The sequence below is a fragment of the Pseudomonas sp. NPDC007930 genome (genome assembly GCF_042958985.1).
Taxonomy (GTDB): domain Bacteria; phylum Pseudomonadota; class Gammaproteobacteria; order Pseudomonadales; family Pseudomonadaceae; genus Aquipseudomonas.
In genome coordinates, this window is sequence record NZ_JBIBKC010000009.1 from 44,789 (window position 1) to 58,305 (window position 13,517).

Annotated in this window: 13 protein-coding genes and 1 pseudogene; 8 read left to right on the plus strand and 6 right to left on the minus strand. The window is 67.7% G+C overall.

The features are described from left to right. Nucleotides 1–5 precede the first annotated feature (5 nt). A complete protein-coding gene (locus ACFZCE_RS18435) occupies nt 6–1,217 on the plus strand; it encodes an HlyD family efflux transporter periplasmic adaptor subunit (RefSeq protein ID WP_390941600.1) in 1,212 nt (403 codons plus the stop codon). A 48-nt stretch (nt 1,218–1,265) separates the two neighbouring features. After that, on the plus strand, nt 1,266–2,801 hold the full coding sequence (locus ACFZCE_RS18440; protein ID WP_390941602.1) for a DHA2 family efflux MFS transporter permease subunit: 1,536 nt from the start codon (nt 1,266–1,268) through the stop codon (nt 2,799–2,801). On the opposite strand, the gene ACFZCE_RS18445 is transcribed toward ACFZCE_RS18440, so the two are convergent. Next, nucleotides 2,790–3,596, minus strand: a complete 807-nt coding sequence (locus ACFZCE_RS18445; protein WP_390941604.1) for a redoxin family protein — start codon at nt 3,594–3,596, stop codon at nt 2,790–2,792. The two genes, ACFZCE_RS18440 and ACFZCE_RS18445, sit on opposite strands and share 12 nt — an antisense overlap. Before the next feature lie 164 nt (nt 3,597–3,760). Between ACFZCE_RS18445 and ACFZCE_RS18450 the strand changes: the two genes are divergently transcribed. From ACFZCE_RS18450 to ACFZCE_RS18470, 5 genes and pseudogenes are all read left to right on the plus strand, one after another. Then, a complete protein-coding gene (locus ACFZCE_RS18450; RefSeq protein ID WP_390941606.1) occupies nt 3,761–4,432 on the plus strand; it encodes a response regulator in 672 nt (223 codons plus the stop codon). A gap of 2 nt (nt 4,433–4,434) precedes the next feature. Further along, a complete protein-coding gene (locus ACFZCE_RS18455; protein WP_390941853.1) occupies nt 4,435–5,772 on the plus strand; it encodes an ATP-binding protein in 1,338 nt (445 codons plus the stop codon). A gap of 93 nt (nt 5,773–5,865) precedes the next feature. Further along, nucleotides 5,866–6,057, plus strand: a complete 192-nt coding sequence (locus ACFZCE_RS18460) for a hypothetical protein (protein WP_390941608.1) — start codon at nt 5,866–5,868, stop codon at nt 6,055–6,057. Between the two features lie 170 nt (nt 6,058–6,227). Next, nucleotides 6,228–7,004: pseudogene (locus tag ACFZCE_RS18465) on the plus strand (MCP four helix bundle domain-containing protein); the annotation flags it as partial. Nucleotides 7,005–7,154: 150 nt separating this feature from the next. Next, nucleotides 7,155–7,859, plus strand: coding sequence for a methyl-accepting chemotaxis protein (locus ACFZCE_RS18470; RefSeq protein WP_390941855.1), 705 nt, complete (start codon nt 7,155–7,157; stop codon nt 7,857–7,859). A gap of 48 nt (nt 7,860–7,907) precedes the next feature. Here ACFZCE_RS18470 and ACFZCE_RS18475 read toward each other — a convergent pair whose 3' ends face one another. The 3 genes from ACFZCE_RS18475 to ACFZCE_RS18485 all read right to left on the minus strand — a co-directional run bounded on the left by ACFZCE_RS18475 (nt 7,908) and on the right by ACFZCE_RS18485 (nt 9,133). Further along, on the minus strand, nt 7,908–8,093 hold the full coding sequence (locus ACFZCE_RS18475; RefSeq protein ID WP_390941610.1) for a PA1571 family protein: 186 nt from the start codon (nt 8,091–8,093) through the stop codon (nt 7,908–7,910). Between the two features lie 134 nt (nt 8,094–8,227). Further along, nucleotides 8,228–8,509, minus strand: coding sequence for a pyrimidine/purine nucleoside phosphorylase (locus ACFZCE_RS18480; protein WP_390941612.1), 282 nt, complete (start codon nt 8,507–8,509; stop codon nt 8,228–8,230). Between the two features lie 63 nt (nt 8,510–8,572). Beyond that, nucleotides 8,573–9,133 (minus strand): exonuclease domain-containing protein, encoded by a 561-nt coding sequence (locus ACFZCE_RS18485; protein WP_390941614.1) that lies wholly within the window; start codon nt 9,131–9,133, stop codon nt 8,573–8,575. Between the two features lie 182 nt (nt 9,134–9,315). Here ACFZCE_RS18485 and ACFZCE_RS18490 point away from each other — a divergent pair, with 182 nt between their 5' ends. Next, entirely contained in the window at nt 9,316–10,095 is a 780-nt protein-coding gene (locus ACFZCE_RS18490; protein WP_390941857.1) for a substrate-binding periplasmic protein, read from the plus strand. Between the two features lie 226 nt (nt 10,096–10,321). Here the strand turns inward: ACFZCE_RS18490 and ACFZCE_RS18495 are convergent, their stop codons facing one another. Together ACFZCE_RS18495 and ACFZCE_RS18500 are read right to left on the minus strand one after the other, a co-directional pair. Next, nucleotides 10,322–12,826, minus strand: coding sequence for an FtsX-like permease family protein (locus ACFZCE_RS18495; protein WP_390941616.1), 2,505 nt, complete (start codon nt 12,824–12,826; stop codon nt 10,322–10,324). Then, a complete protein-coding gene (locus tag ACFZCE_RS18500; protein WP_390941618.1) occupies nt 12,826–13,509 on the minus strand; it encodes an ATP-binding cassette domain-containing protein in 684 nt (227 codons plus the stop codon). Before ACFZCE_RS18500 ends, ACFZCE_RS18495 begins: the two co-directional genes overlap by 1 nt. Between the last annotated feature and the right edge of the window lie 8 nt (nt 13,510–13,517).

Sequence of the window (13,517 nt, forward strand, 5' to 3'; positions counted from 1 at the left end):
TGACCATGGCAACTGCCGAAACCACCGCGGGCGGCAAGCCCGACGCTCCACAAGAAACCCCCAAAGCCAACAAGGGCAAGCGCAGGCTGTTCCTGCTGCTGTTGCTGGTGATCATCGTGCTCGCCGGCATCGGCGTGTGGGTGTGGCATGACCTCTACGGCCAGTGGTACGAGAGCACCGACGACGCCTACGTGAACGGCAACGTGGTGGCGATCACCCCGTTGACCGGCGGCACCGTGACCAGCATCGGCGCCGACGACGGTGACCTGGTGCATGCCGGGCAAACGCTGATCACCCTCGACCCGGCCGATGCCCGCATCGCCCTGCAGAACGCCCAGGCCAACCTGGCCAAGACCGTGCGCCAGGTGCGCGGTTACTTCAGCAACGTCGATGCGCAAAAGGCCCAGGTGCTGGCGCGCAAATCCGACCTGCAACGGGCCCAGGACAACTACAACCGGCGCAAGAACCTCGCCGCCGCCGGGGCGATTTCCCAGGAGGAACTGGCCCACGCCCGTGACGACCTGATCAGCGCGCAAAGCACCATGGCCAACGCCGAGCAAACCCTGGCCACCTCCCGTGCCCTGGTCGACGACACCGTGATCGCCTCGCACCCGGACGTTCAGGCCGCCGCCGCCCAGGTGCGCGATGCCTACCTGGCCCAGGCGCGGGCGACCATCGTGGCGCCGGTCACCGGTTACGTGGCCAAGCGCACCGTGCAATTGGGCCAGCGCCTGCAGCCGGGCGCCACCACCATGGCGGTGATCCCCCTCGACCAGGTGTGGGTGGATGCCAACTTCAAGGAAACCCAGCTGCGCCACATGCGCATCGGCCAGCCGGTGACGCTGACCGCCGACCTCTACGGCAGCGACGTGGAATACCGCGGCACCGTCGAGAGCCTGGGCGCCGGTACCGGCAGCGCGTTCTCCCTGCTGCCGGCGCAGAACGCCACCGGTAACTGGATCAAGATCGTCCAGCGCGTGCCGGTGCGCATCAAGCTCGACGGCGAGCAGCTCAAGCAGCACCCGCTGCGCATCGGCCTGTCGACCCTGGCCGACGTAGACCTGCACGACCAGACCGGCGCGATGCTGGCCCAAACCGCGCCGCAGCAGGCCTCGTTCACCACCGACGTGTACGACAAACAACTGGGCGAAGCCGACGACATGATCAACCGGCTGATCCACGACAACAGCGCCAGCGCCAAGACCGCCCAGCGCTGACCGTAGCCCCGGCCCCGCCCACGCGCGGGGCCCGACCAGGATTTCGTGATGAGTAATAACGGGCAATTCACCCCGCCCAGCCTGGTGCTCAGCACCATCGGGCTGTCGCTGGCGACCTTCATGCAAGTGCTCGACACCACCATCGCCAACGTGGCGCTGCCGACTATTTCCGGCAACCTGGGGGTGAGTTCGGACCAGGGCACCTGGGTGATCACCTCGTTCGCCGTGGCCAACGCCATCGCCTTGCCGCTGACCGGCTGGCTGAGCCGGCGCATCGGCGAGGTGAAGCTGTTCATCTGGGCCACGCTGCTGTTCGTGGTGGCGTCGTTCCTGTGTGGGATTTCCACCTCGATGCCGGAGCTGGTGGGCTTTCGCGTGCTGCAGGGCGCGGTGGCCGGGCCGCTGTACCCGATGGCGCAAACCCTGCTGATTGCCGTGTACCCGCCGGCCAAGCGCGGCATGGCCCTGGCGCTGTTGGCGATGGTCACGGTGGTGGCGCCGATCGCTGGGCCGATTCTCGGCGGCTGGATCACCGACAGCTACAGCTGGCCGTGGATCTTCTTCATCAACATCCCGATCGGCCTGTTCGCCGCCGCCACCGTGCGCCAGCAACTGGCCAAGCGCCCGGTGCAAACCAGCCGCCAACCGATGGATTACGTTGGCCTGCTGAGCCTGATGGTCGGGGTCGGGGCCTTGCAGGTGGTGCTCGACAAAGGCAACGACCTCGATTGGTTCGAGTCGCAGTTCATCATCATCGGTACGATCATCTCGGCCATCGGCCTGGCGGTGTTCGTGATCTGGGAGCTGACCGACGAACACCCGGTGGTCAACCTGAGGCTGTTCGCCAATCGCAACTTCGCGGTGGGCACGCTGGTGCTGGTGTTCGGCTACGCCGGGTTCTTCGGCATCAACCTGCTGCTGCCGCAGTGGCTGCAAACCCAGATGGGCTACACCGCCACCTGGGCGGGCCTGGCGGTGGCGCCGATTGGCGTGCTGCCGGTGATCCTCTCGCCGTTCGTGGGGCGTTATGCGCACAACTTCGATTTGCGCATTCTGGCCGGGCTGTCGTTCACCGCGATCGGGTTGTCGTGCTTCATGCGCGCGCAGTTCACCAACGAGGTGGATTTCCTTCACATCGCCTTGGTGCAGGGCTTCATGGGCATCGGCATCGCGTTGTTCTTCATGCCCACGTTGAGCATTTTGCTGTCTAACCTGCCACCGCGGCTGATCGCCGACGGCTCTGGGCTGGCGACCTTCCTGCGGACCCTGGGCGGCAGCTTCGCGGCATCGTTGACCACTTGGATCTGGGACCGCCGGGCGATCATGCACCATGCCTACCTCAGCGAGAACGTGAGCGTGTACGACCCCAATACCCAGCACGTGCTGCAGCAAATGGGCGGCGCCGGGCCTTCGGCCTATGCCCGGCTGGAGCAGGTGGTGGAGCAGCAGGCGTTCATGTTCAGCACGGTGGATTACTTCACCATGCTCGGCTGGATTTTCGCCGCGTTGATCCTGCTGGTGTTTCTCGCCAAGCCGCCGTTCACCGGCAAGGCGGCCGCTGGGCAGCCGTCTTCAGGGCACTGACGGCGGCTGCGCGAGCACCTTCATGCCATGGGCGAGGCTCGCCTCGCTCAGCTCGCCCAGGTGGGTGCCGAGCAACTGCCCGCTGGCGCTGTAGAACAGCGTGGTGGGCAGGGCCATGGCGCCCACCTCGCGGGCGAATGCCCCCGGCGGGTCGAACAGCATCTGGCTGAGCGGCAGGCCGCTGGTGGCGACGAAGTTGGCCACCGCGCCCACGCTTTCGCCCTGGTTGATGAACAGGAAATGTACGTGCGGGTATTGCTGGCGGGCGGCGGCCAGCACGGGCATTTCGCGCCGGCAGGGCGGGCACCAGGTGGCCCAGAGGTTGACCACCAGGGGCTTGCCCTGGAACTGCTCGAGGCTCACCCGGCTGCCGTCGGCGCGTTGTACAACCGTGTTCGGCAACGGGCTGCCCTCGGCCCAGGCGTTGATCCCACTGCTGGCCGCTACCCACAGCGCCACGCCACTGGCCACCCCGGCCAGCACGCCGCGGCGCCGTGGCGGGCGCTGCCAGGCCAGCCAGGCGGCCCCGGCCAGTGCCAGCGCCACCCCGGCCCAAGGCAGAAAGCCGCCGTCGCGGATGTCGAGCATCTGCAGCCCGGCGCCGCGGTACAGCGGCCAGTAGGCCAGCACGAACGCCACCCGCGCGCCGAGCAACGCCAGCAATGCCAGCCGCCACACCGGGTTGTACGCCGCGCGGTCGAGCCAGTGCGCCACGCCCAGCGCCAGCGCGAGGCTGGCAAGCAGGGCCAGGTGGGTGAGCGACAGGGTAAAGGGCCCGAGGGCCAGGCTGAGCATGGGTGGCTCCTTCTACAGAGGTGGCACCATCATCGGCGCGGCCGGTTAAGCATCCATTAATGGGCCGGCGCGCCGCTTCACAGGCCGCCCAACTGGCGCATAATGCAGCCTTAATCACCACCCGCGAGCATCGCGCTCCTGCCAAGCCCCGCGAGACGCCCACCATGCATGTACTGCTCTGTGAAGACCACGACCTGATCGCCAGCGGGATCGTCGCCGGCCTGGGCGCGCAGGGCGCGGTGGTCGACCGCGTGGGCACCGCCTCGGCCGCCGAGGCGCTGTTGCGCGCCGGGCATTTCGACGTGATGGTGCTCGACCTCGGCTTGCCCGACGAAGACGGCTTGAAACTGCTGCGCCGCCAGCGCCAGGCCGGCAACACCCTGCCGGTGCTGGTGCTCACCGCGCGCGACTCGGTCACCGACCGGGTGGCGGGGCTGGAGGCGGGCGCCGACGACTACCTGCTCAAACCCTTCGACCTGCGCGAACTGGCCGCGCGCCTGCATACGTTGATCCGCCGCAGCGCCGGGCGGGTGCTCAACCGCATCGACCATGGCCCGCTGTGCTACGACCCGAGCACCCGCCAGGCCTGGCTGGAGGGGGAGGGGGTCGACCTGTCGCGGCGCGAGCAGGCCATTCTCCACGCGCTGTTGCAGGCGCCGGGGCGGGTGTTGTCGACCGACCAGCTCAAGGATTGCGTGTACGGCTTCGACGACGACGTCGAAAGCAACGCGCTGAACGTGCACATCCACCACCTGCGCCGCAAGCTCGGCAACGGCATCGTCGAAACCGTGCGCGGCCTGGGCTACCGGCTGGGCCCGGCGGGTAAAGCCGCATGAGCATGAGCCTGCGGTTGCGCCTGTCGCTGGTGCTGGGCGGTGGCTTCATCCTGATCTGGGTGCTGGCCTCGGCGTGGATGTTCCGTGACCTGCGCAACCAGATGATGTTCTCCCTCGACCAACGCCTGGTGGCCTCGGCGCGGATGGTCGCCGGCCTGCTCGACCAACTGCCGGCGCCCCAGGAAGGCACCGCGCGCTACCCGGCCAGCCAACTGACAATCCCCGAGGGCATGGCCTGCAAGATCAGCTCGCTGCGCGGCGAGGTGATCGCCCGCAGCCACACCGGCGCCGAGGATGACCTGGTCGACCACAGCGGCTTCCATGACCAGACCCTCGACGGCGAAGCCTGGCGCACCTATACGCTGGACCGCGGCGATGTGCGCATTACCACCGCCGACCGCCGCCAGGAGCGCGAGGCGCTGAACAGTTCGATCCTGCTGGCGGCCTCGGCGCCGGTGATCGTTGCCCTGTTTGGCAGCCTGGGCATGCTCTGGCTGGGCCTGGGCCGCGGGCTGGCGTCGCTCAACCGCATTCGTGACGCGCTGCTGCGGCGCAGCCCGGACTCCCTCGAACCGTTGGCGGTGGAACGCCTGCCGCGTGAGCTGCAGCCGCTGCTCGACAGCCAGAACCAACTGTTCCTGCGCATCGGCCGCACCCTGGAGCGGGAGCGGCGCCTGACCGGCGATGCCGCCCACGAGTTGCGCAGCCCGCTCACGGCGATCAAAACCCACCTGCAGGTGGCGCGGATGACCACCGCCGGTGCTCAGGAGCAGGCCTTGGAACACGCCGAGCAGGCCACCGACCGGCTGCACCGCACCCTTGAGCAACTGCTGCTGCTGGCGCGGGTCGAGGGCAGCTTGTCGTTCGATGATGGCGTGCAGATGAGCACCGAACAGGTGGCGCGCATGGCGATCGGCGATGCCTGCGCCGGCGACCGCGAGCGCATCGCCCTGGTACTGGCCGAGCCACTGGCCAGCCAGCCGCTGGCGCTGCCGTCGGTGCTGGCGGTGGCGGCACTGCGCAACCTGCTCGACAACGCCCTGCGCCACAGCCCGGCCGGGGCCCCGGTCAGCCTGGCGCTGCGCACCCAGGGCGGGCAGGCGTTGTTCCAGGTGCGCGACCACGGCCCGGGCATCGCCGCCGAGAACCTCGAGCACCTCACCGAGCGCTTCTGGCGCTCCAGCGGCAGCGCCGGCTGCGGCCTGGGCCTGGCGATCGTGCAGGCGATCGTGCAGCGCTGCGGCGGGCAGTTGCATTTCGACAGCCAGGCCGATGGCTTGCGGGTGGTGCTGCGCTTGCCGTTGCAGGGTGCTGGTTTGGGCGCCGATCAACGCCACTGATAACGACTATAAGCGCGCTCAGTTTTTGCCCAAGGCAGGCGATGGGTACAGTTCACCCACATCCTTCAACCACCCTTTAGGGGAGTGCCTGCCATGAAACACTTCACCGTTGCCATCGCCTTCGTCGGCGCCGTGTTCGCTGCCCAGGGCGCCTTTGCCGTGCCCCATGGCGCGGAGGTCAAGGCCCAGGCGGTTAATGTCGCCCACAGTGCCCGCCCGGCCAGCAAAACCGTGCAGGTCGCGGAAAACCGCAGCGAGTTTGGTTCGCGCTATCAGCGTTATTGATAGTGGTAGTTCAGGCTTGGGGAGCGTGAGCGTTCCCCTGAGGCCTCTGTAATAGCCCTCTTCACTGATTATGTGGCAATTTGCCGCATCGCAGTTGGTCGGCCCAGGGTAAAGCTGTCTCGTTTCAGCCCGATATTTACAGGTATCGTCCATGGAATGAGGTCTTGGCCATGCTGTTGCGCCGCCTGAATATCGCCCCCCGAGCATTACTGTGTTTTGGTTTTTTCGCCCTGTTGATCACCGCCTTCGGCCTGTTTTCCCTGGGCCAGGTGACCGACATGAAAGCCTCGCAAACGCGCCTGCGGACCAACGTGCTCCCGAGCATCCAGACCATCGATGACCTCACCCGCGACCTGCTCGCCATCCGCCTGTACAACACCAGCCTGCGCAGTGCCAAAGACGACGCCACCGTGGCCATGGCCAACCAGCGCGTCGCCCAGGGCCGCGCGGCCCTCGAGGCCGACGCCGCCAAGCTTGAGCCACTGCTGATCAACCCCGATGGCCAAGCCCTGTATCGGCAGTTGCGCGATGCCATCAGCCGTTACCTGCAAGTGCACGCCCAATACCTGGATGCGGTCAAGCAGCACCAGGAAGACCGCATCAATGCCTTCACCGCCGCCAGCGGTGAGATGACCCAGGCCGCTGAAGCGGTGCGCCAGTTGATCGACACGCTCAGCACCCGCATCGACCAAAAGGCTGAGAACGAAGACGCCCTGGCCGCCAGCACCTACACCTGGGCGCGCAACATCACCATCATTGCCATCGCCGTGGCGCTGCTGGCCACGCTGGCCTTGGCGGCGTTGTTCACCCGCAGCCTGGTGGCGCCGATCAACCGCGCGCTGGGCGTGGCCGAACGGATCGCCGCCAACGACTTCACCCAACAGGTGGCCGCCGACGGCCACGACGAGCCTGGCCGCTTGTTGGCGGCGCTGGCGCGGATGCGTGAAAACCTGCGGCAAACCTTGAGCGCGCTGGGCGATTCGTCCACCCAGTTGGCGTCCACCTCCGAGGAGATGACCGCGGTGACCGAAGAGGCGCTGCGCGGTATTGCCCGGCAGAACGATGAGATCACCCAGGCCGCCACGGCAATCAACCAGATGACCGCCGCGGTCGACGAAGTCGCCAGCAACGCCGCCCAGGCGTCCCGCGCCGCCAGCGCCTCGAGCGAATCGGTGAGCCAGGGCAAGCAGCGGGTGGAGCAGACCGTGCAGGTGATCAACGAGCTGCACGGCGCGGTGGGCGCTACCGCCGAAGAGATCGACGGCCTGGCAGTGCAGGTGCGTGGCATCAGCGGCGTGCTTGATGTGATCCGCGGCATCGCCGAGCAAACCAACCTGCTGGCGCTCAACGCCGCCATCGAAGCGGCCCGTGCTGGCGAGGCCGGCCGCGGCTTTGCGGTGGTGGCCGACGAAGTGCGCGCGCTGGCCCACCGTACCCAGCAGTCGACCGGTGAAATCGAACAGATGATCGCCTCGATTCAGGCCGGCGCCGGCAAGGCGGTGAACGCCATGGCCAGCAGCAGCCAGCGCGCCGAGCAAAGCCTGGAGGTGGCGCAAGCCGCCGGCGTGGCACTGGAGGAAATCACCGCGGCCATCGCCCAGATCAACGAGCGTAACATCAGCATTGCCTCGGCCACCGAACAGCAGGCCCAGGTGGCCCGCGAGGTGGACCGCAACCTCACCAGCATTCGCGATATGTCGACGCAAACCGCGGCAGGCGCGAACCAGACCGCCGCGGCCAGCGGTGAGCTGTCGCAATTGGCGGTGGGCTTGAATGAAGTGGTGCTGCGGTTCCGGATGTAACCGCCAGGGGAGGGGAGCCGTGGCCTGGCCGCCCACGGCACGGCGCGATCAGTGGTTACGGCTGAACGCGGGGACCACCACGGCTTTTTCCAGTTCCTGGCAAGCCTTGCGCACCATTTGTTCGGTGATCGGTACTTCGCGGCCATCGGCGTCGATGATCGCGCCGCCCACCGGGTCCTGGGCGTGGTTGCGTTTGATTTCCAGCGTTTGCTCGGTGTGGCTGTGCAAGCTCATGGCCTGTCTCCTCATCAGTGGTTGCGGCAATGCTAAAAGCGCCGTATGACTGGGCAATGACGGTCAATAAGAGGTTGCTTGAATTGACCCGCGCGCTGAGGAGAAGGTTCAGCCGCCGCCGCCAGGCGGCTAGCTCAACGGTATTCGCAGAGGTAGGCGGTTTCGCCGGCGACCTTGAGCTGGAACTTGCTATTGGCTGGCACATTGAACTGGCTGCCGGCGGGGAAGCTTTCCCAACTGGTGCTGTCTGGCAGCTTGACCACGAGTTCGCCGCTGATCACGTGCATGATTTCTTTTTGCGCGGTGCCGAATTCGTATTCGCCCGGGGCCATCACGCCGATGGTCGCAGGGCCCGCTTCGGTGGTGAAGGCGATCGATTTAACGGTGCCGTCGAAGTATTCGTTCACTTTAAACATCGGGCGTTCCTCGCGCTGGATAGGCAAAAAAGGCGCCCAGTATGCCCAAGCGGCGAAACGCCGTCATCCGCTTTTGTACGCCTGGGGCAGCGCCAAGGGCAGCAGCCGGGCGGTGTTGCGGGCGTCGATCAGGGCGCGGTGCTGGGTACCGTTGAACTGCAACCCGGCCAGTTGCAGGGCGCTGTTCAGGCCGGTGGGGCGTTGCAGGTGGCGGGCCTTGGCGAAGCGCTGCTTGAGGTTGACGTGGGGTACCCCGGCCAGCCCCGTGGCCAGTTGGTATTGGTCCCAGGCCAGCAGCAGTTGCTGGCGGTCGTAGTCGCCCCAACTGGCCCAGCCCAGCAGGCCTTGGCGAAACGGCGCCAGCCACCGTTCGAACTGCGGCCAGACCTGGCCAAGCAGGCTGGCGCCGTCGATGTCGGCCTGGCGAATGTGGGTGAGCTCGCGGCAGAACGGCGTGAGCAGCGGGCGCCGTTCAGGCTTGACGAAGCGCTGGAAGTGGTCGAGCTCGCGGCCTTGGTCATCGACCATGCAGGCGCCGATTTCGATGATTTCCATTTCTGCCACGGGCCAGCCGCCTTCGTCGGTGGTGGCTTCCAGGTCGATTACCAGCCAGTGTGGCTTCATCGGGGGCTTGGTCCTTGCGCACGGTTGACTACAGACCCTAGAGCCTAGCCAACCGGCAAAGGTTCCGGGAGCAAACGATGAGCGGCGAACGCTGATTGCACTGTGATATTGTCTGGCTATTCAAAAAGCCCTAGTGTGACCTTCACACAGCCCACCCTCCGTTCAAGAGTGTTCCATCCGTGATATTCAAGCCTCTGTGGGCCCTCTTGTTGGGTACATTGCTGGCGGCCACCACCGCCAGCGCGCAGGCGCAACAGGAAGTGCGCATCGGCGCCGCGCATTTTCCACCCTATACCATCCGCCCGGAACGCGGCGAAGACACCGGCTTGCTGCCGGAACTGGCCGAGGCGCTGAACAAGGTGCAAAGCCGCTACCACTTCGTGTTGGTGCCCACTTCGATCCCGCGGCGCTTCCAGGACCTGAAGCAGGCGCGCACCGACATGGCGATCTTCGAAAACCCCGACTGGGGTTGGAAAGACGTGCCCCACGTGAATGTCGACATGGGCCTGGAAGACGCCGAGGTGTTTGTCGCCCACCGCGAGCCGGGGCGTGATCAAAGCTACTTCGCCAACCTGGCCGGCAAGCGCCTGGCGTTGTTCAGCGGCTACCACTATGCCTTCGCCAACTTCAACGCCGACCCCGAGGTGCTGGCCAGCGACTGGAACGCCACGCTGACCTATTCCCACGACAGCAACCTGCAGATGGTGCTGCGCGGGCGCACCGACATCGCCCTGGTGACCCGCTCGTACCTGTACGACTACCTGCGGCGCAACCCGGAGGTCGCCGGTGATTACCTGGTGTCTGACCGGGTTGACCAGGTGTACCACCACTACGCATTGCTGCGGCCCGACGCGCCGATCACCGCTGAGCAGTTTGCCGGGTACCTCAAGTTGCTGGGGGAGAATGGCGAATTGGGGCGGATTTTCAACCCGTACCGGATTTCGGTGTTGAAGCACCCGTAATGCTGTTCACTTAAGCCATTTCAGGGCTTCATGGAGGGGATCAATCTGTGGGGGCTGCTGATTTTGTGCATGAGCTTCAGGGCCTATCGCCCGGCACAGCCGGCCTCCCACCAGATGTGTATTGTCCCGGAAATCAAGGACAACATAGACCTTGTGGGAGGCCGGCTGTGCCGGGCGATGGGCCAGTCAGGTCATGCGCTCGGTAAAACCATCGGGAGAAACCGGCTCACCCCTCGCGCAACACCACCAACGGGCTGACCGCCAACGCCCGCCGCGTACCGAACAACCCGGCCAGCCCGACCAGCAGCGCGCCCACCAGCGGCAGGCACAGCAGCCACAGGTGCGGCGCCCACTCCAGGCGCAAGGCGAAGCGGTACAACGCCCAGCTCGCGGCTTCGGTGGCCAGCGCCGCCAGCAGCCCGCTGGCCGCCCCCAGCAGGGCGAACTCGATGCGCCGCGCGCGCTGCAACAGGGGCCGCGAGGCGCCTAGCGCCCGCAGCAGCGCGCCCTGGCGAATGCGTTCGTCGAGGGTCGCTTGCAGCCCGGAAAACAACACTGCCAGCCCGGCGGCGAGCACGAACAGCAACACGAACTGCACCGCCAGGGTGACCTGCGCGAGGATGCTGCGCAGTTGCGCCAGCACCGCCTCGACCTGCAGCACCGTGGTGGCCGGGAACGCCCGCGACAGCGCGACGATGCGCGCATCGTTGCCCGGCGCCAGGTAGAAGCTGGTGAGGTAGGTGGCAGGCAGGTCTTGCAGGGTGCCTGGCTCGAAGATCATGAAGAAGTTCGGCTGGAAGTTGTCCCAGTCGATGTGGCGCAGGCTGCTGACCTCGGCATCGCGCACCACCCCGCCGACGTTGAAGGTCAGCCGGTCGCCGAGCTTCAGGCCCAGGCTCTGGGCCAGTTCGGCCTCGACCGACACCCCAGGCAAGGTGCCTTCGGCCCGGGCTTGCCACCAGTGCCCGGCCTCGACGCGGTTGCCGGCGGGCAGGCTGGCCGCCCAGGTCAGGCTCAGGTCGCGTTGCAGCGCGCGCTCGCCGCGCGATTCGGCGGCCACGTGGTCGCCGGCGGGCTGGCCGTTGATCGCCGTGAGGCGCCCGGGCACCACCGGGTACAGCGGCGCGGCGCGGGCGCCGTCAGCCTGCAGGTGAGCCGCGAAGGCGTCGCGTTCGGCCGGCAGGATGTTCAGCGCAAAATAGTTGGGGGCATCCTTGGGCAGTTGTTGTTGCCAGGTGTCGAGCAGCTCGCTGCGCAGCAGCACCACCAGCGCCATGGCGAACAGGATCAGCCCGAACGCCAGCGCCTGCCCAGCCGCCGCGCCCGGGTGGCGCAGCAGTTGCCCGAGGCCCAGGCGCCAGGCCAGTGGGGCCCGCGCCAGGCCTTGGCGCAGGCTGCGCAGCAACGCCACCAGCGCCGCGCCGAGCACCAGCGCCGCCAGCACGCCACCGGCCAGCAGCGCCACGGTCAGGCGCCAGTCGAGGCTCAGCCGCCACATGATCAACCCCAGCGCCAGCAGCGCGGTGCCGTACACCGCCCAACTGCTGGCCGGTACCGGCAGCAGGTCACGGCGCAGCACCCGCAGCGGCGGCACCCGGCCCAGCGCCATCAACGGCGGCAGGGCAAAGCCGGCCAGCGCTGCCAGCCCGGTGGCGATGCCCGCCAGCGCCGGGGCCAGGCCGCCGTGGGGGATCACCGCCGGCAGCAGCCCGTGCAACAGCGCGAACAGCGCCCATTGCCCGGCCCAGCCGAGCACGGCCCCGGCCAGGCTGGCGAGCACGCCGAGCAGGGCCAGTTGCAGGGCGAACAGCACTAACGTTTCGCGCCGCGCCAGCCCCAGGCAGCGCAGCAGCGCGCTGGCATCGAAGCGCCGCGCGGCGTAGCGGTTGGCCGACAGCGCTACTGCCACCCCGGCGAGCATCACCGCCACCAGGCTGGCAAGGTTCAGGTAGCCCTCGGCCTTGCCCAGCGCACCGCCGACCTGGCGGTTGCCGTCACGGCTGTCGAGCAAACGCTGGTTGGGTGCCAGCCCCGGGGTGACTTGGGCGCGGTACTGCGCCAAGGCCTCCGGTGTGCCGCGCCAGAGGTCGCGAAAGCTCACCCGGCTGCCCGGCTGCAGGATGCCGGTGGCGGCCAGGTCGGCGCCGTTGATGATCAGCCGGGGGGTCAGGCTATAGAAGTTGCCGGCGCGGTCGGGCTCGTAGGTGAGCACGCGGGTGACCCGCAGGGTTTTGCTGCCCACCTCGACGCTGTCGCCCACCTGGATGTTCAGCGCTACCAGCAACCGTGGCTCGGCCCAGGCTTCACCGGCGCCGGGCAGGCCGCCGGCGCGTTCGGCGCCGTAGGGCTGGGCACTGCTTTTGAGTTCGCCGCGCAGCGGGTAAGGCGCGGCTACCGCCTTGACGCTGGAGAGCTGAATGCCGGCGTCGGTGCCCACCACGCTGGTGAACTCCGCAGTGCGCGCGTGGGCCAGGCCCAGCGCCAGGCCAGCCTGGAGCTGTTGCGGCTGTGGCTCGGCGGTGCCTTGCAACACCAGGTCGGCGGCCAGGAATTCACTGGCGCGCAAGGCCATCGCGGCGTTCAGGCGGGCGCCGAAGTAGCCGATCGCGGTGCTGCAGGCCACGGCGATCAACAGGGCGAAGAACAGCACGCGCAGTTCGCCGGCACGGCGGTCGCGCAGAACCTGGCGCAGCGCCAGGGCGCCCAGGCGGCGCAGGGGCAGGCGGTTCATCAGGGCTCCTGGGGCGGCACCAGGCGGCCGGCGTCGAGGCGGATGTAGCGGCGGCAGCGCCGCGCCAGGCGGTCGTCGTGGGTGACCAGCACCAGGGTGGTGCCGCGCTCGCGGTTGAGCTCGAACAACAGGTCGCTGATACGCTCGCCGGTGTGGCTGTCGAGGTTGCCGGTGGGCTCGTCGGCGAACAGCACCGACGGCTCGGCGGCAAACGCCCGGGCGATCGCCACCCGTTGCTGCTCGCCCCCGGAGAGTTGCCGCGGCCAATGCCCCAGGCGCTGGCCCAGGCCGACCCGCTCAAGCAGCGCGCGGGCGTGCTGGCGGGCGTCGGCGCGGCCTTCGAGCTCCATCGGCAGCATCACGTTCTCCAGCGCGTTGAGGCTGTCGAGCAACTGGAACGACTGGAACACGAAGCCCACGTGCTCGGCGCGCACCCGCGCGCGCTGGTCCTCGCCCAAGCTGCCCAGGGCATGCCCGGCCAGGGTGACCTCGCCGGCGCTGGGCAGGTCGAGGCCGGCCAGCAGGCCGAGCAGGGTCGACTTGCCGGAACCCGAGGCACCGACGATCGCCAGGCTGTCGCCCTGGGCGAGGTCGAGGTCCAATGGATGAAGAATGGTCAGTTCGCCTTCCGTGCCGGGTACCGCTTTGCTAAGGTTCCGCGCGGTGAGAATGCTTGCGCTCATGGAGAATC

What these genes read in the sequence shown, in the direction of transcription:
- ACFZCE_RS18445 (WP_390941604.1), bottom strand. Translation starts at nt 3,596, where the DNA reads ATGCTCAGCCTGGCCCTCGGGCCCTTTACCCTGTCGCTCACCCACCTG.
- ACFZCE_RS18480 (WP_390941612.1), bottom strand. Translation starts at nt 8,509, where the DNA reads ATGTTTAAAGTGAACGAATACTTCGACGGCACCGTTAAATCGATCGCC.
- ACFZCE_RS18495 (WP_390941616.1), bottom strand. Translation starts at nt 12,826, where the DNA reads ATGAACCGCCTGCCCCTGCGCCGCCTGGGCGCCCTGGCGCTGCGCCAG.
- ACFZCE_RS18435 (WP_390941600.1), top strand. Translation starts at nt 6, where the DNA reads ATGGCAACTGCCGAAACCACCGCGGGCGGCAAGCCCGACGCTCCACAA.
- ACFZCE_RS18470 (WP_390941855.1), top strand. Translation starts at nt 7,155, where the DNA reads ATGACCGCCGCGGTCGACGAAGTCGCCAGCAACGCCGCCCAGGCGTCC.
- ACFZCE_RS18475 (WP_390941610.1), bottom strand. Translation starts at nt 8,093, where the DNA reads ATGAGCTTGCACAGCCACACCGAGCAAACGCTGGAAATCAAACGCAAC.
- ACFZCE_RS18460 (WP_390941608.1), top strand. Translation starts at nt 5,866, where the DNA reads ATGAAACACTTCACCGTTGCCATCGCCTTCGTCGGCGCCGTGTTCGCT.
- ACFZCE_RS18500 (WP_390941618.1), bottom strand. Translation starts at nt 13,509, where the DNA reads ATGAGCGCAAGCATTCTCACCGCGCGGAACCTTAGCAAAGCGGTACCC.
- ACFZCE_RS18485 (WP_390941614.1), bottom strand. Translation starts at nt 9,133, where the DNA reads ATGAAGCCACACTGGCTGGTAATCGACCTGGAAGCCACCACCGACGAA.
- ACFZCE_RS18455 (WP_390941853.1), top strand. Translation starts at nt 4,435, where the DNA reads ATGAGCCTGCGGTTGCGCCTGTCGCTGGTGCTGGGCGGTGGCTTCATC.
- ACFZCE_RS18440 (WP_390941602.1), top strand. Translation starts at nt 1,266, where the DNA reads ATGAGTAATAACGGGCAATTCACCCCGCCCAGCCTGGTGCTCAGCACC.
- ACFZCE_RS18450 (WP_390941606.1), top strand. Translation starts at nt 3,761, where the DNA reads ATGCATGTACTGCTCTGTGAAGACCACGACCTGATCGCCAGCGGGATC.